The organism is Streptomyces sp. NPDC059166, assembly GCF_042755185.1.
Classification (GTDB): Bacteria; Actinomycetota; Actinomycetes; order Streptomycetales; family Streptomycetaceae; genus Streptomyces.
Genome location: NZ_JBHZCI010000044.1, coordinates 11872 through 28379, shown reverse-complemented (window position 1 = coordinate 28379; position 16508 = coordinate 11872). Strand labels below are relative to the sequence as shown.

The window sequence follows — 16508 nt, the reverse complement described above, 5'->3', positions numbered from 1 at the left end:
CCGCCGGTAACCCCTGTGCGAGGTGCGTTCAGCCATGACGACCGTGACCGACGAGGACATCCGGGCGCTGCGTGACGCGCTCGGCCCGCTCAAGGACCGCGAACAGGTCGCGATCCGCCTGCTCGAGGCCTCGGCCAAGCACTCCTTCGACCCCGACACCGACCTGGACTGGGAGTCCCCCGTCGAGGACGGCAAGTGGTTCTGGCCGCCGGAGCTGGTCTCCCTCTACGACACCCCGCTCTGGCGCCGGATGTCCGAGGAACAGCGGATGGACCTGGCCCGCCACGAGGCGGCCTCGCTGGCCTCGCTCGGGATCTGGTTCGAGATCATCCTGATGCAGCTGCTCGTGCGCCACATCTACGACAAGTCGGTGACCAGCAAGCACGTCCGCTACGCGCTCACGGAGATCGCCGACGAATGCCGGCACTCCATGATGTTCGCCCGCATGATCGAGTGGGGCGGCACGCCCAGCTACCCCGTCCCACGGCGCTACCACAACCTGGCGCGGGTGCTGAAGACGGTCTCCACCACTCCCGGTTCCTTCGCGGCCACCCTCCTCGGCGAGGAGATCCTGGACTGGATGCAGCGGCTCACCTTCCCGGACGACCGCGTCCAGCCGCTCGTCCGGGGTGTGACCCGCATCCATGTGGTCGAGGAGTCACGGCATGTGCGCTACGCTCGCGAGGAGTTGCGCCGCCAGATGGTGACCGCCCCCGCCTGGCAGCGCCGGCTGACCCGGATCAACTCCGGTGAGGCGGCCCGGGTCTTCTCCGTGTGCTTCGTCAACCCGCAGGTCTACGAGAACGTCGGGCTCGACCGCCGTGAGGCCGTCGCCCAGGTGAGGGCGAGCGGTCACCGGGCGGAGGTCATGCAGACGGGCGCCAAGCGCCTCACGGACTTCTTCGACGAGATCGGGGTGCTGAACGGAGTGGGGCGCAGGCTGTGGAAGAGCTCGGGACTGCTCGCCTGAGGGCCCTCCCCCTTCCGCGGGGAGCGCTTAGGCTTCGGAGTATGACCTCCGCACCCGCAGCACCCCCGGCCCGCGCCTACCGACGCCTCGGCGTCGAGGAGCGCCGCGCCCAACTGCTGGGCGCGGCACTGACCCTCTTCGCCCACCGGGCGCCCGACGACGTGTCGATCGACGAGGTGGCGGCGGCCGCCGGGGTGTCCCGTCCGCTGGTGTACCGCTACTTCCCCGGTGGCAGGCAGCAGTTGTACGAGGCCGCCCTCGGGTCGGCCGCGGAGCAGCTGACGCTGTGCTTCTCGGAGCCGGCCGTCGGCCCGCCCACCGAGCGCGTCAGCCGGGTCCTGGACCGCTACCTGGGCTTCGTCGACCAGCACGACGCCGGTTTCAGCGCACTGCTGCGCGGCGGGAGCGTCGCGGAGACCTCGCGTACGGGCACCATCGTGGACGGGGTGCGCCGGTCGGCCGCCGAGCAGATCCTGCTCCACCTCGGCCGGGGCGGCGGCCCCGGCCAGGAGCCGGCCGGACCGCGGCTGCGGATGATGGTGCGCACCTGGATCGCGGCGGTCGAGGCCGCGTCCCTGATCTGGCTGGACGAGGGCAAGCAGCCGGAGGCCTCCGACCTGCGGGACTGGCTCGTCGACCACCTGATGGCGCTGCTCGCGGTCACCGCCGCCTCGGACACCGAGACGCGGGCCGCCGTCGTGGACCTGCTGGGCCTGGAGACCGCCGACGGACCGGGCGGCCGGCTCGCGGCGCGCATCGTCCCGGTGGTGGGGCACGCGGCGCACCTCCTGCCGCCCGGGTGACACTGGCCGGGTGAAAAGCGAGAACACCTCCTTCCGCGGCGGCCCGCTGGACGGCCGGGTCCTGCCCGTGCTGCTCGGGCCGACCGGCCATCCCCCGAAGTGGTACGAGGTACCGGTTCCGGACGCCGACGGCGGTCCCGCCACCGTGTACGCCTACCGGCGTGTGCCCGCCGGCTACTCGAAGCGGCTCGGCCTCCAGCGCGGCTGGGTGTACGAGTTCGCCCCCGGCGGCCGCGAGCGATTCACCCCCAAGTGGCCCTGGAGCAAGCCCCGTAGCGGGTCCTGACGGCCGCGCGGCGCGGCGCCCGTAAGATCGGCGGTCAGGTGGCCGAGAGCACGGTGACAAGGGGGTGCGCCCATGGAGGCGCTGCGTCAGGACGATCCACGCCGCTTCGGCCCGTACACGGTGCTGGCGCGCTTCGGCGCGAGCGCGAGCGCCGTGCACTACCTCGCGCGTGACGTGTCCGCGCGGGACAGCTCCGGGACGGACTCGCTCGCCGTCGTGACGGTCGCGCGGCCCGGCCTCGCGGACGTTCCGGCCTTCCGGCGCCGTTTCCTCTCCGAGGCGCGCACGGCGGAGCGCCTGGCGGGGGGCTGGGTACAGCCGCCCCTGGTTCCGGTCACGGACGAGACGCTCTGGACGGTTTCGGAGTACGTGCCCGCGGTGACGCTCACCGAGGCCATCGGCCTCGCGGGTCCGCTGCCCGAGCGCGCCGTTCGGATAATCGGCGCGGGCCTGGCCGAGACCCTGTCCCGGGTGCACGCCACCGGGGCCGTGCTCCAGGGGCTTGCCCCCGGGACGGTGCTGCTGGCCGGGGACGGGCCCCGGCTCACGGCGTTCGGACCGCTGGGGGCCGCGGCTTCGGCCGAGGTCCGGGCGGGCGGGCAGCTCTCGGTACGGCTGGGCTACCTCACCCCTGAGCAGATCGGCGGCGAGGAGGCCGGCCCGGCCTCCGACCTGTTCGTCCTGGGGCTCCTGCTGGCGTACGCGGCCACCGGCACGACCCCGCTCGCCGACGGCCCGCCCGAGGAGGCGGCCGAACGCATCGCGCACCGGCCGGCCGAACTGGACTCGGTTCCGGCGGAGTTGCGGCAGCTGATCGCCGACTGCCTGGCGAAGGCCCCGGAGGACCGGCCCACCGCGGGATCGGTCGCCGCGGAGCTGGCGCTGGAGGGCGCGGCCGGTCTCGCCAAGGGCGGCTGGCTCCCCGCCACGCTGTCCGCGGCCCTGAGGGACCAGGCGTCGCGGGCACGGGCGTCGGAGGTCCCGGCGGATCCGGTCCAGGACGTCGAGGACGGCGGGCCCACGGACGCGAGGCCCGACGGCAGGGAACCCGAGGACCCGACGCCCGGCGACGCGACTCCCACGGACGCGACGCCCCACCACACGACTCCCGAAGACGCCAAGCCCGACGACGCGACTCCCGCAGACGCCAAGCCCGACGACGCGACTCCCGCAGACGCGACGCCCGAGGGTGGTACGGCCTCGGACGCCGTGCCGCCGGGCTACACCCCCTCCTCGAAGGCCGCGCCTTCGAACTCCCCGTACGGCACCGGGCAGGAGACCACCGGGGACGGCCCCGAGGACAGCGGGACCACCCGCTTCCTGGGGACCGGGGCACGTCCGCCGCAGACCGACCGGGCCACGACCCAGCTCGCCCTGCCCCGCGAAGCAGCCGGCATCGCGACCGGGCCGCAGGCGGTCGCCGCGCTGCCTCCCGCCGGGTCGCAGCCGCCGGCCCTGCCGCCCGCGACGCCGGTGCCGTCCGCACCCGCACCCGCACCCGCACCCGCACAGCCGTATCCGTACGCCTACCCGGCGGCGGCACCGCAGGGGCCGGCGGCGCCCGCGTCGCCGCCGTCGGCCCCGCCCGCCGCGTCCGGACCGGCTCCGGGGCGGCGGGCGGTGATCACCGCCGTCGCCGCAGGGGTGGCAGGACTCGTCCTCGGCGGTACGGCGGTGTCCGTCCTCGGGTCGGACGAGCCCGCCTCGGCGGCCGACGACAAGCCCGCGGCGGAGCCGGGACCCACGCTGCCCGGCCGCGCTCCGGATCCCCGTTGGATCCACACGCGGCCGGCCGGATCCCCCGTTCCCGCGACCGCGGGCATCTGGCGGAACAGGCTGCTGGTCCTCACCGACACGGCCGGGGCGACCGCCCTCGATCTGCGGACCGGGCGGAAGCTCTGGGACCGGGCCGACGCCGCGGGAGCCCAGACGGTCCTGGCGGCGGGTGACGACCTCTGCTTCCTCGCGAGCCCGACCGAATTCCTCTGGCTGTCGCCGAAGGACGGACGGATCGAGCACCGGGTCCGTTTCGTGGACCAGTTCACGGACGTGCCGAACATGAAGGTCGCTCCCCTCACCGGACTGTCCGGCTCCGTCCTCTGGTTCACCGGATCGCACACGGTCACCGTGAAGGCGCCGAAGCCGAAGAAGGGCAAGAAGCCCGGCAAGGACACCCAGGTGGCGAAGGCGTACCTCTTCGCCTACGACATCGTGCGGCGCGAGGAGCTGTGGCGTACCGCGATCCCGGCGGGCCGGGCACCCGGCACCCCGGCCTACCGTCTGACCGCGGTCCGTGACGCCGACTTCGTCGTACGGCAGACCGCGGACACCCTCACCCCCGCGGACGTCACCGCCGGCAAGGGCAAGGCCGTGTTCCGCTGCTTCGACCGGGCCACGGGCAAGCAGCTGTGGAGCCGTCAGTTCGGCACGGTCACCCTGGGCGGAGGCGCCGCAGGTGACGAGGAGGGGCGGCTGTTCGGAGCCGTCGGCGACGACCTCCAGGCCTTCGAGACCGGCACCGGAAAGCCGGTGTGGACCCTGAACGGCACCGCGTCCTCCGTCTTCGGCACTCCGCTCCCCGCGGGGAGCCTCCTGCACACGACCAACCGCAACCAGGAGGTGGGCGCGGTCGAGCGTGCCACCGGGAAGCCGGTCTGGCGGCGCTCCACCGAGGTGCCGCTCGGCGGCGGCACACCCGCGCTGACCCTCGGCGGAAGCGGGAAGACCCTCTTCGCGTCCGACGCCTCCCAGGTCACCGCGTTCGCCGCGGCCGACGGACGGCGGCTCTGGAAGTTCCAGGACATCGGGGTCCAGGACCCCGAGGGGGCAACCGTCACCGCGCCCTACCGGGTCCTGCCCGCGGAGAAGGCCGTGGTCATCCAGCGCGGCGGGGTCTTCTACTCCCTTCCGGCGGAGTGAGCCCCCGGACGGCGGACGGCGGGCGCGGCCCGGCGTCCGCCGTCCGGGGCACAGCCCGGGTGGCGCACCGGGAGGTCCTTGCATCGCCAGGTGGCGGATGACCGGATGGACGACATCCGAGCATTTGTGGGGTAGTCCGATTATTCGGTGCCGCCCCTGACACCGGAGGTGAGTCGTGTCGGGACGCGTCGTGCGCGCTCTCTGCTCGACGGCGCTGGCCGCCGTCGTCGTCGCCGCCTCCCCCGCCGTCGCCGAGCCACCGGGCCCCTCGCCCTCGCCGGAGGCCGGCACCGCTCCGGCGGCCGGCCCGGCGGCCCAGGGTGTGGCCGGGCTGCTCGAACAGCTGCAGACGCTCTACCGGAAGGCCGAGGAGGCCGGTGAGCTCTACAACGGCACCGAGGAGGAGCTGAGGAAGCGCACCGCCGAGGTCGAGCGACTGCGCACGGAACTCGCCGAGGCCAGGACAGCGCTGGACTCCGGCCGCCGGGACGCGGGACGGCTGGCACGCGACCAGTACCAGGGGCGCACCGACTTCTCCGTCTATCTGCGCCTGCTGCTCGCCCAGGACCCGGCGCGCGCCCTGGAGCAGAGCCATGTCATCGAACGGGCCCAGGCGGGCCGGTCGGCCGTGGTGGACCGCCTGGCCGGTGCCGAGCGTCACGCGGAGGACCTGGCGGCCAGGGCCAGGACTGCGCAGGGCCGGCAGCGCGCACTGGCCGCGCGGCGCAAGGAACAGCGGGACACCGTGGAGTCCCGGATGAAGGGCATCGAGGCGATGCTGGCGTCCCTGTCACCGGAGCAGATCGCCGCCCTGTCCGCGCTGGAACGCAGGAATGTGGGCAAGGCCCAGGACACGCTTGCGGCCTCGGGGGCGCTCAGCTCGGTCCGCCTCCCGTCCCCGGCGGGCAGCGAGGCCGTGCGCTTCGCGATCGAGCAGATCGGGAAGCCGTACGTCTGGGGTGCCGAGGGGCCGGACTCCTTCGACTGCTCCGGTCTCACCTCCCAGGCCTGGTCGGACGCCGGCCGCACCATCCCGCGCACCTCGCAGGAGCAGTGGAGACAGCTGACGAGGGTACCGATCGGCTCGCTGCGCCCGGGAGACCTGGTGGTCTACTTCCCCGGGGCGACCCATGTCGCCCTCTACATCGGCGACGGCCTCGTCATCCAGGCGCCCCGGCCCGGTGCCACCGTCAAGGTCTCGCCCCTCGCCTCGAACCCGCTGCTCGGAGCGGTCCGCCCGGACCCGGGCGGCGTGTCGTTGAGCTCGTACACCCTCCCCGAACTACCCGAAGGCGCGTCCTCCGGGGCCGACACGGGGTACGACGCCCCCGGCTCCTGAGCAGGCGGGGAGCGGGGGCGCGCCGTCCGTGGACCGCCGGAGGACGGCCCACGGACACCACGGAGACCGGCGTCCGCCGGTGCGGCCCCCTGCTCGGCGGGCCGGATGCCTACTGGCCGCCGGTGAGCGAGGCCAGGTAGGCGTTGGTCTTCTCCGGCTCGAAGAAGAAGTTGTCGAAGTCCGCCGGGTTGTTGAACCCGTTGGCGAACCGGTCGGCGGCCGGCTGGATCTGGCCCGAGGCGCCGATGAGGTTCAGGACGTGCTCCGGCGGCGGGCCGAGCATCGCGTTCGTCCACTTCACGACGTGCTGGGTGTTCTCCCAGTGGCGCTCGAAGGTCGCCTCCATCCACCCCTCGTCGAACGGCTGGTCGCCGTGCTCGAGGATCGAGTGGAGGTAGGAGTGGGCGCACTTGGACGCCGTGTTCGAGCCCTGCCCGGTGATCGGGTCGTTGGCCACGACCACGTCGCCGACACCGAGGACCAGGCCGCCGCCGGGCAGCCGGCCCACGGGCTTGCGGACGGTCGGGGCGTAACGGCCCGCCAGCGTGGCGTTGGCGTCGGTCAGCTCGACCTTGGTGGCGCGCGCGTACTCCCACGGAGTGAACTTCTCCATGAGCTCCAGCGTCTTGGCCAGGTGCTCGGACGGGTCCTTGATGCCCTGGAAGGCGTCCAGCGGACCGCCGGGGATGCCCTCCCAGAACAGGATGTCCGCGCGGCCGGAGGTCGTCAGGGTCGGCATGATGAAGAGTTCGCCGACGCCCGGGACGAGGTTGCAGCGCACCGCGTCGAACTCCGGGTGCTCCGGGCGGGGACCCAGGCCGTGGACGTAGGCGACGGCCAGAGCGCGCTGCGGGGTGTCGAAGGGCGAACGCGAGGCGTCGCGGCCGAACATGGAGACGAGTTCGCCCTTGCCCGCCGAGACCATCACCAGGTCGTAGGTACGCGAGAAGTAGTCCAGGTCCGACACGGCGGCACCGTGGATGACCAGCTGCCCGCCGCGCTGAGCGAACGTCTCCATCCAGCCGGCCATCTTCACCCGCTGGTCGACGGACTGGGCGTAGCCGTCGAGCTTGCCGACCCAGTCGATGACCCGCGAGGAGTCGGGGCCGGCCACCGACACGCCGACGCCCTCGATCCGCGGGGCCTGTGACTCCCAGAAGTTGAGCTGCAGATCGCGCTCGTGCTGGAGAGCGGTGTGGAACATGCACTGCGTCGACATGACCCGGCCGGACCGGATCTCGTCGGCGGTGCGGTTGGACATCAGGGTCACTTCGTAACCGTGGGACTGCAGCCCGAGGGCCAGCTGGAGACCGGACTGGCCGGCTCCGACAATGAGTATCTTCCGCATCGCGGTATTTCTCCGTTACGTGTTCAGGGTGCGTAGGTCGTTACTCGGGGGCGACGTCGAGGGCGTGGCCCACCAGGGCGAGCAGCGACTCGACGACCGTGATCCTCTTACGCGCATCCATGATCACAACAGGCACGTGCGGCGGCACGGTCAGGGCCTCCCGGACGTCGGCCTCCTCGTAACCGGTCGTGCCCTCGAAGTGGTTGACCGCGACGATGTACGGCAGGCCGCAGCTCTCGAAGTAGTCGAGCGCGGCGAAGCAGTCGGCGAGACGGCGGGTGTCGGCCAGGACCACGGCGCCGATGGCTCCGCGCACCAGGTCGTCCCACATGAACCAGAAGCGCTGCTGACCGGGGGTGCCGAAGACGTACAGGACCAGGTCGTCGTCGAGCGTCAGACGCCCGAAGTCCATGGCGACGGTCGTGGTGACCTTGTCCGGTGTGGCCGTGAGGTCGTCTGTCTCCTCACTGGCCTGCGTCATCAGCGCTTCGGTCTGCAGCGGGGTTATCTCGGAGACCGAGCCCACGAAGGTCGTCTTGCCGACGCCGAAGCCGCCCGCCACCACGATCTTGGTGGCGATCGGCGCGCGCGTGTGGTCGAGCTGCCAGGCCTGCACCGACTCCTCGGGCCGGGCCTGCGGGTCCCGCTCGCGCGGGGTGAAGAGCGGCGCCTCAGAGACGGCGGAGTCCATTGAGCACCCTTTCGAGCAGCGCGCGGTCGGGCTGGCCGGCACCGTGGCCGGTCCCGTAGACGCGGATCTTTCCCTGGTCGGCCAAGTCGCTGAGCAGCACCCGGACCACGCCGAGCGGCATCTTCAGCAGCGCGGAGATCTCGGCGACCGTACGCATACGGCGGCAGAGCTCGACGATGGCGTGGAGCTCCGGCATGACGCGCGAGGCGAGATTGCCGTTGGTGAGCTCTCTTCGTTCCTCCGGTGCGTCCAGCGCGGCAACGAAGGTCTCCACGAGCAGGACGTGCCCGAAACGGGTGCGGCCCCCGGTGAGGGAGTACGGGCGGACCCGCGCGGCCTTGCGGTCGGCACCCCGGACCGGGAGTTTTCGTACGGGTTCAGCAGCTGAGGTCACTGGGTGCTCTCCATCGATTTGCGCAGCTCACTGCGGAGTTCGGGGGTGAGTACATGTCCGGCACGGCCGACGAAGAGCGCCATGTGGTAGGCGATGACGCTCATGTCGCAGTCGGGCGTGGCGTGCACACCGAGCAGAGAGCCGTCGCTGATCGACATGACGAAGACACTGCCCTCGTCCATCGCGACCATCGTCTGCTTGACGCCGCCGCCGTCCATCAGCTTGGCGGCGCCGATCGTGAGCGATCCGATGCCGGAGACGATGGTGGCGAGGTCGGCACTGGAGCCGCGGGGCCCGGTCCGCCGTCCTTCCGCCCTCGCCGCCGCGAGACCGGGGTCCGAGGAGAGCAGCATGAGTCCGTCGGACGAGACGACGGTGACCGAGTGGACCCCTGGCACCTCCTCCACGAGATTGCTCAGCAACCAGTGAAGGTTCCGGGCCTCGGTGCTCAGCCCGAACGTGCTGGGCGCAGTCAACTGCGTGCCTCCTCGACTGTGTCCCCCGTCTCATCGATACGGCCGTCGGTACGGCCGCCGTCGCTCTGTGGGCCGCTGTCGGCGATCTCCGCCTCGACGTCGCGGCGGCCGTCCTTCGCACCCTGGTGGAAGCCTCCGAGCCGACGGCGCAGGGCCTCCTTGTCCAGGCCGCCCTTCCGCTGGGCGACGGGGGCCGGCGGCGGTGCCGAGATCTTGGGGGTGCGCTTGGGCAGCCCCTTGTCCGTGAGCCGCTCCGGCGAGGGCGCCGGGTCCGGCACCTCCTCGCCGAGCCCGGTCAGGGGCTGCCGGGGACCGGGAACGCTGTCGGCGGCCGGGGCGGGCTCCGGCGCGGGGGCCGGTTCCGGCGCGGCCGCCGGGCTCGTGTCCGCGGCACGCTCGTGGCGGTCGGGTCCGACGGCGTACGGGCTCGGCGCGGCCTGCTGCGGGGGCAGCCGGACCTGCATGGTGGTCTCGGACTCGGACTCCTCGGGTACCGCCCGCTCCTCGCGCGCACCGGCGGGGGCCTGCGGGGGTGCCTGGGCCGCCGCGGGTTCCGTGCCCGCCGCCTCGATGGTCCGCTCCGCGGCCGCGATCAGCGGATCGCCGCCGGGTGCCGCCGAACGGGGCGGCAGGGCGTTGGAGTTGGCCTCGGCGACCGACCCGGGGAGGTTGAGCGTGGGGGCGTCACCAGGACGCGGCACCGGCGGCGGCGAGGCGGCCGGCGGCGCCTTCGGCAGCAGCGCCTGCGGAAGGACGACCACCGCGGCCACCCCGCTCCCCTTCTGTTCCCGCAGCTGGACCCGTACCCCGTGGCGGGCCGCGAGCAGCGAGGTCACCTGGAGTCCCAGCCCCGCCCCGTCCGCGGCCTGTTCACCCGCCTCGAAGGACGCCGGGTCGGCGAGCCGCGCGTTGAGCTCGCTCATCCGGACCGCCGACATGCCGATGCCCTCGTCCTGCACGGAGAGCATCACCTCGCCGGTCTCCAGCAGCCAGCCGGAGAGCTCTACATGGGAGTCGGGCGGGGAGAAGGAGGTCGCGTTCTCCAGGAGTTCGGCGACCAGGTGGCTCAGGTCGTCCGCGGCGAATCCCGCGACCTGGGCGTGCGGCGGCAGGGACTGGATGGTGACCCGCTCGTACCGCTCGATCTCGCTGACCGCGGCGCGCAGGACGTCGACCAGCGGGATCGGGTTCGCGTGCCCCTGGTTGTGGTCCGTTCCCGCGAGGACCAGCATGTTCTCGCTGTGGCGCCGGATGACGGTGGCCATGTGGTCCAGCTTGAACAGGGTCGCGAGACGCTCCGGGTCCTGCTCGCGCTCCTCCATGCCCTCGATGACGCCGAGCTGGCGTTCCACGAGACCGAGCGTGCGCAGCGACAGGTTGACGAAGGTGTGGTGGACCGTGTTGCGCAGCCGTTCGAGCTGCCCGGTGAGTTCGGCCACCCTGACCTGGAGTTCGGCCCGCTGCAGGGTGAGGGCCTCGCGGCCCGTGATCAGTTCGGCGCGCTCCGTCTGCATGGTGCCGAGCCGGTCGCTGACGTCGTGGTGCAGCTCGTGCAGCTTGCCGTGCAGGGCGTTGATGGACCGCACGACCTGGGCGAACTCGTCGTTGCGCCCGGTGTAGCGGACCGGTTCGGCGGTCTCGGGCTCCGCCGCGATGCGGCCGGCCCCGATCCGCAGTACGGCGAGGGGCTGGGTGAGGGTGCGGGCCACGGCGGTGGAGACACCCACGGCGATCAGCAGACAGCCGCCGAGCAGCGCGAGGCGCAGCTCCAGCGCGGTCACGTCGTCGTCGCGGAGCGCCTCCAGGCGCTCGACCTGCTCCGTTCCGAGTGCGGACTCGACCCCTCGCATCCGGTCGATGCGGGAGGAGAGCGCGGCCGAGACCTTCTCGGGGTCGGCCGCGCGGTCGTCGTCCGAGAGTTCGGGGCGGTCGGTGAACCGGGTCAGGTACTTCTCGGCACGGGTGACCTCGGAACCGGTCACCGTGGAGGAGAGCTTGCTCCGGGCGGTGGATCCGGCCGCCTGGTCGAAGTCCGCGAGGAAGGCGAGCTCACGCACCCGGGCCTGCTGGGCAGCGGCGCTGAGCTCGTCGCGCGTACGGTCGTCCTCGCTGTCGCCGTCGTCCTGGCCCTGGACCGGCAGGCCGGTGAACGGGTCGGTCTGCGGCTGCCGGGGCTGGGTGCCGGGCACGGCGAGCGCGGCGAGGATCAGCCCGCGCGTGGCGGACGCCTGCTCGACGGCGTTGCCGAGGGCGAGCGGGGCGCGCGTGGCGTCGGCCGCGCGCGGCGGCGTCTTCTCGGCGAGTTCGTCCGCGAGGTCGTGGAGCTTGGCGATGACCTCGGAGTAGGCCTGGTAGGCCTCCATCGCGGAGCCCTTGCCGGTGAGCGCGGCACGCCGGAGCGAGGGGATCTCGGCGAGGTCCCGGCGCAGCGCCGCGGGCGCGGCGTCCCGGATCTCGTCCACCTGCTGGTCGACACGGGTCGCCGGGTTCGCGGCGCCGTCGGCGCCCTTCTCGTCCTCGCGGCCGCCGGCGATGTGGGTGACGACCTGGTCGCGCTCGTCCGCGAGGGAGTGCGCGAGGGTGATCGCCTGCTGGTTCAGTTCGGAGAGGGTGACCAGCCGCTGGGACTCGTTGAGGTCGGAGGACGCGCCGATGGCCGCCGGGGCTCCCGCCGCGATGACGGTGATCCCCACGACGGCGACGCCGGCCACGAGCCGGCTGCGCACCCGCACGGTCCGCTTGGCGGCACCCGCTGCCTGAGGCATCGCCCCGGGCTCCTCACGCGTGGTGTCCTTGCTCCGAGGCCGCTTCTTCTGCACCGGTGCTCGCAATCTTGACTCGTCCGCCCTTGAAGCAGAGATGACGCACGGTCACGTGGATGGGCACCCACCCCGTGCGCCCCGTACGGCTTCTGACCATTCCAGCGCTTTTGAGGGGGGGCCGTGCATCAACCGCTCCGCCACTCGAACGAGTGAACATCACTCCGGAGTTGGCGAACAAGTCTCCCCACCGGCGCCACGGCGCATGCGCGAAGGGCCGGGTGGAACTTACGGCCAGGCTTTGGCAGTATGCCCGCCCGCATATGCCTGGAGCCCTCGATTCCACGGCCGGTGGCCACCCTGACCTGCTGGTACGGTCCAACCCCCGGTTCGTGCAGGCTCCGTGAAGGCATCGTGCAGACTGGCTGGATGCGCATCGAACTCGCCACCGAACCGGGCAGCTCCGAACGCCCCAACGAGGACTGGGCATCGGCCTCCGTCCCTGCGGAGGGACGGGGCGGCACCCTCGTTCTGCTGGACGGCGTCACGCCCCCCGCGGGAAGCGACGGCTGTGTGCACTCGGTGCCGTGGTTCACGGCGAGGCTCGGGGGCTCCCTGGCCGAACTGTCCGCTTCGCGGCGGGATATGACGCTGGCCTGGATCCTGTCGGAGTCCATCCGGCGCACCGCCGAAGCGCACGGTTCACCGTGTGACCTTTCTCACCCCCGCACGCCTCAGGCGACGGTCGTTCTGGCGCGTTGGGACGAGGAGCGGGTCGAGCACCTCGTGCTCTCCGACTCGGCCCTGCTCGTCGAAGCGCCGGACGGCGGGGTCACACCGGTCCTGGACGACCGTATCGACAGGCTGCCGCCCGGTTCGCTCGCCTCGGAGGAGATCGCGGACACCCGTGTGCGGAACAAGGAGGGCGGTTTCTTCACGGCCGCCGCCGACCCCGGGGTCGCCTCGCGTGCCGTGACGGGCGAGACCCCCCGGAAGGACGTACGCGCCCTGGCCGCCCTGACCGACGGCGCGAGCCGCTGGACGGAGCGGTTCCAGGAGGGCGACTGGGGCGCCGCCCTGAAGATGCTGCGCGCGACGGGACCACAGGGGCTCATCGACCGGGTCCGGGAACTCGAGCGGGCGGACACGGACAGCGGCCGCCCGCGCCGCGGGAAGCCGCACGACGACGCGACGGCGGTCCTCGTCGAGCTCTGAGAGGGCCCCGAAGGCCCGACGGGGGCTCAGGAAGCCGCCGCCCTGGCCGCTCAGTCCTCGGAGCGCTCGTTGAAGTGGTGGAGCAGGCGGGCCAGTTCCGCGATCTCGGCACGGTCCCAGTCCGCGAGCTTGAGGGCGTAGCGCCCGCGCCGGGCGTCGCGGACGCTGGTGAAGCGTTCGAGCCCCTCGTCCGTGAGGTGGACCAGCGAGGCCCGGCCGTCGGCGGGATCGGTCTCGCGCGCCACCAGCCCGAGCCGCTCCAAGGCGTGCAGCTGCCGGCTCATCGTCGCCTTGCCCACCCCGAAGTAGACGGCGAGGTCGGTGGCGCGCTGCGGTCCGGTGGACTCCAGCCGGACGAGCAGCCCGTAGGCGGCCGCCTCCAGGTCCGGGTGGACCTCACGCGCCATCTCCCCCGAGTTGGCCCGCGCCCGGCGCAGGAAGACCGACAGCTCCCGCTCCAGGGCCAGGAACTCGTGGTCCACGCCCTGTCCGTGTTCGCCGCCGCTTCCGCTCGCGTGCACGTCAGCACCCCTCATACGCTTTCCCGACTCCGGCCTTCACCCCAGCCGGGCCAGTATTTCGCAGGTGCGGACCTGAGGGGTCCGGCCCCCTGGAGACGGAGGGCCGCGCGCGTCGGCGGCGCGCCCGGATGCGTGGGTGGCACCGGCGGGCGTCCGACCCGCCGGTGCGCACATCCCGCCCCGCACGCGGAACGTCCCGCCCTCCGGGGAGGGCGGGACGTCCGTACCGGCCGGGGACGTGGCGCCACGTCCGTCACAGCGTGAGGCCTACGCGGCGGCCGGGACCATCTCCCTCACCTCCGCCGAGGCCGGGGCGAGGGCGATCTCCAGCACCTGGCGCACATCGGTCACCGGGTGGACCTCCAGGGCGTCGAGGACCTCGGCCGGGACGTCGTCCAGGTCGGCCTCGTTGCGCTGGGGGATCACCACGGTCGTGATGCCCGCGCGGTGGGCGGCGAGCAGCTTCTGCTTCAGCCCTCCGATGGGCAGTACCCGTCCGGTCAGCGACACCTCGCCCGTCATCGCCACGTCCGTGCGGACCAGCCGCCCGGAGAGCAGCGAGGCCAGCGCGGTCGTCAGGGTGATACCGGCGCTCGGGCCGTCCTTGGGCACCGCGCCCGCCGGGAAGTGGATGTGCACGCCCCGGTCCTTGAGGTCCGCGACCGGGAGCTCCAGCTCGGCACCGTGCGAGCGCAGGAAGCTCAGGGCGATCTGCGCGGACTCCTTCATGACGTCGCCGAGCTGGCCCGTCAGGGTCAGACCGGACGCCCCGGTCTCCGGGTCGGCCAGCGAGGCCTCGACGAACAGGACGTCACCGCCCGCCCCGGTCACGGCGAGACCGGTGGCCACTCCCGGCACCGCCGTCCTGCGTCCCGCGGGGTCCTGTGCGGACTCCGGGACGTGGCGCGGCCGCCCGATCAGCCCCCTCAGATCCCCGTCGGACACCGTGAACGGGATCTTCCGCTCACCCAGTTCGTGCTGTGCCGCGATCTTGCGCAGCAGGCGTCCGACGGCACGCTCGAGGTTGCGCACCCCGGCCTCACGGGTGTACTCACCGGCCAGCTTGCGCAGCGCGGACTCGTCGAGGGTGACCTCACCCTCCTCCAGTCCCGCTCGCTCCAGCTGCCGCGGGAGGAGGTGGTCACGCGCGATGACGACCTTCTCGTCCTCGGTGTACCCGTCCAGCGTCACCAGCTCCATACGGTCGAGCAGCGCCTCCGGGATGGATTCGACGACGTTGGCGGTGGCCAGGAACACCACGTCGCTGAGGTCGAGTTCGACCTCCAGGTAGTGGTCGCGGAAGGTGTGGTTCTGGGCCGGGTCGAGCACTTCGAGCAGCGCGGCCGCGGGGTCGCCCCGGAAGTCGGAGCCGACCTTGTCGATCTCGTCGAGCAGGACGACCGGGTTCATCGAGCCGGCCTCCTTGATCGCGCGTACGATCCGCCCGGGGAGCGCGCCGACGTAGGTGCGCCGGTGTCCCCTGATCTCCGCCTCGTCCCGGACCCCGCCGAGCGCGACCCGGACGAAGGAGCGGCCCATGGCGTGCGCGACGCTCTCGCCGAGCGAGGTCTTGCCGACCCCGGGAGGCCCGACCAGCGCGAGCACCGCGCCGCCCCGCCGGCCGCCGACGACGCCGAGTCCACGGTCCGCGCGGCGCTTGCGCACCGCGAGGTACTCGGTGATGCGTTCCTTCACGTCCTGCAGGCCCGCGTGCTCGGCGTCCAGGACCTCCTGCGCGCCCCGGATGTCGTAGGTGTCCTCGGTCCTTTCGTTCCACGGGAGTTCGAGGACGGTGTCCAGCCAGGTCCGGATCCACGAGCCCTCAGGGCTCTGGTCGGAGGAGCGCTCCAGCTTCTCGACCTCCTTGAGGGCCGCCTCGCGGACGTGCCCGGGGAGCTCCGCCGCCTCGACGCGTGCCCGGTAGTCGCCCGACTCGTCGTCCGGCTCGCCGTTGAGGTCGGAGAGCTCCTTGCGCACGGCGTCGAGCTGACGCCGCAGCAGGAACTCACGCTGCTGCTTGTCGACGCCCTCCTGGACGTCCTTGGCGATGGACTCCGCGACATCCTGCTCGGCGAGGTGCTCGCCGAGCCACCGGATCGCCAGCCTCAGGCGGGCGACCGGGTCCGTGGTCTCCAGCAGCTGGACCTTCTGGGCGACGGTGAGGAAGGGGGAGTACCCCGAGTTGTCGGCGAGGGCGGAGACGTCCTCGATCTGCTGGACGCGGTCCACGACCTGCCAGGCGCCCCGCTTCTTCAGCCAGCTGGTCGCCAGGGCCTTGTACTCCCGGACGAGCTCGGCGACCGGACCGGGACCGGGTTCACCCCGGCCGGGGGAGGCCGAGGCCGGGGAAGGCCCGGGCACGGGTACCTCGATCCTGGTCCCCTCCACCCACAGCGCGTTCCCGGGACCGCTGGTTCCGGCGCCGATCCGTACCCGGTCGCGGGCCCGGATGAGCGCCCCGGGGTCACCGTCCGACAGGCGTCCGACCTGTTCGACGGTCCCGAGGACACCGGTCCCCGTGTAGTTGCCGTCGATGCGCGGCACGAGGAGCACCTCGGGCTTGCCGCCCTCGGGCCGTGCCACCGACTGCGCGGCCTCCACCGCTCCACGGACCTCCGCGTCCGACAGATCGAGCGGCACCACCATCCCGGGCAGCACGACCTCGTCGTCGAGCGGCAGCACGGGCAGGTCGACCGGCGTGGACACCTTGGACGCGGACTCTGAAGTCATGATCTCCCCTTCGGCAGGCAAGTTGAGCTATGCCGACTCAATGCTTGTGAGCGCCCG

The 16508-nt window shown here is 72.6% G+C and carries 13 protein-coding genes; 6 read left to right on the top strand and 7 right to left on the bottom strand.

What is annotated here, in order from left to right; genetic code table 11:
• The first annotated feature begins 34 nt into the window (after positions 1-34).
• The 5 genes from ACFXOA_RS27185 (at position 35) to ACFXOA_RS27165 (ending at position 6317) form a co-directional block, all read left to right on the top strand.
• The gene (locus tag ACFXOA_RS27185) at positions 35-970 is read left to right on the top strand and encodes a diiron oxygenase (protein WP_385033828.1); all 936 of its coding nucleotides are present in this window, start codon (positions 35-37) and stop codon (positions 968-970) included.
• A gap of 41 nt (positions 971-1011) precedes the next feature.
• Positions 1012-1773: a TetR/AcrR family transcriptional regulator gene (locus ACFXOA_RS27180; RefSeq protein ID WP_385033826.1), complete on the top strand. Its 762-nt coding sequence runs from the start codon at positions 1012-1014 to the stop codon at positions 1771-1773.
• Positions 1774-1783: 10 nt separating this feature from the next.
• Positions 1784-2059, top strand: a complete 276-nt coding sequence (locus ACFXOA_RS27175; protein WP_385033823.1) for a hypothetical protein — start codon at positions 1784-1786, stop codon at positions 2057-2059.
• 72 nt (positions 2060-2131) lie between these two features.
• Positions 2132-4978: a PQQ-binding-like beta-propeller repeat protein gene (locus tag ACFXOA_RS27170; protein ID WP_385033820.1), complete on the top strand. Its 2847-nt coding sequence runs from the start codon at positions 2132-2134 to the stop codon at positions 4976-4978.
• Positions 4979-5153: 175 nt separating this feature from the next.
• Positions 5154-6317 (top strand): NlpC/P60 family protein, encoded by a 1164-nt coding sequence (locus ACFXOA_RS27165; protein WP_385033817.1) that lies wholly within the window; start codon positions 5154-5156, stop codon positions 6315-6317.
• A gap of 109 nt (positions 6318-6426) precedes the next feature.
• Here ACFXOA_RS27165 and ACFXOA_RS27160 read toward each other — a convergent pair whose 3' ends face one another.
• From ACFXOA_RS27160 to ACFXOA_RS27140, 5 genes are read right to left on the bottom strand one after another with little or no spacing between them, the layout of a single operon-like run.
• Positions 6427-7665: a styrene monooxygenase/indole monooxygenase family protein gene (locus ACFXOA_RS27160; RefSeq protein ID WP_385033814.1), complete on the bottom strand. Its 1239-nt coding sequence runs from the start codon at positions 7663-7665 to the stop codon at positions 6427-6429.
• A gap of 40 nt (positions 7666-7705) precedes the next feature.
• Complete coding sequence (locus ACFXOA_RS27155; RefSeq protein ID WP_385033811.1) at positions 7706-8356, bottom strand: ATP/GTP-binding protein; 651 nt, start codon at positions 8354-8356, stop codon at positions 7706-7708.
• Positions 8337-8750: a DUF742 domain-containing protein gene (locus ACFXOA_RS27150; protein ID WP_362554468.1), complete on the bottom strand. Its 414-nt coding sequence runs from the start codon at positions 8748-8750 to the stop codon at positions 8337-8339. Before ACFXOA_RS27150 ends, ACFXOA_RS27155 begins: the two co-directional genes overlap by 20 nt.
• Complete coding sequence (locus ACFXOA_RS27145) at positions 8747-9226, bottom strand: roadblock/LC7 domain-containing protein (protein ID WP_362554466.1); 480 nt, start codon at positions 9224-9226, stop codon at positions 8747-8749. Before ACFXOA_RS27145 ends, ACFXOA_RS27150 begins: the two co-directional genes overlap by 4 nt.
• A complete protein-coding gene (locus tag ACFXOA_RS27140; protein WP_385033807.1) occupies positions 9223-12045 on the bottom strand; it encodes a nitrate- and nitrite sensing domain-containing protein in 2823 nt (940 codons plus the stop codon). Before ACFXOA_RS27140 ends, ACFXOA_RS27145 begins: the two co-directional genes overlap by 4 nt.
• A 369-nt stretch (positions 12046-12414) precedes the next feature.
• Between ACFXOA_RS27140 and ACFXOA_RS27135 the strand changes: the two genes are divergently transcribed.
• A complete protein-coding gene (locus tag ACFXOA_RS27135) occupies positions 12415-13200 on the top strand; it encodes a hypothetical protein (protein ID WP_385033804.1) in 786 nt (261 codons plus the stop codon).
• Positions 13201-13250: 50 nt separating this feature from the next.
• On the opposite strand, the gene ACFXOA_RS27130 is transcribed toward ACFXOA_RS27135, so the two are convergent.
• The gene (locus tag ACFXOA_RS27130) at positions 13251-13736 is read right to left on the bottom strand and encodes a MarR family winged helix-turn-helix transcriptional regulator (RefSeq protein ID WP_385033801.1); all 486 of its coding nucleotides are present in this window, start codon (positions 13734-13736) and stop codon (positions 13251-13253) included.
• Between the two features lie 252 nt (positions 13737-13988).
• Positions 13989-16451, bottom strand: coding sequence for an endopeptidase La (gene lon / locus ACFXOA_RS27125; protein ID WP_385033798.1), 2463 nt, complete (start codon positions 16449-16451; stop codon positions 13989-13991).
• Positions 16452-16508 lie beyond the last annotated feature (57 nt).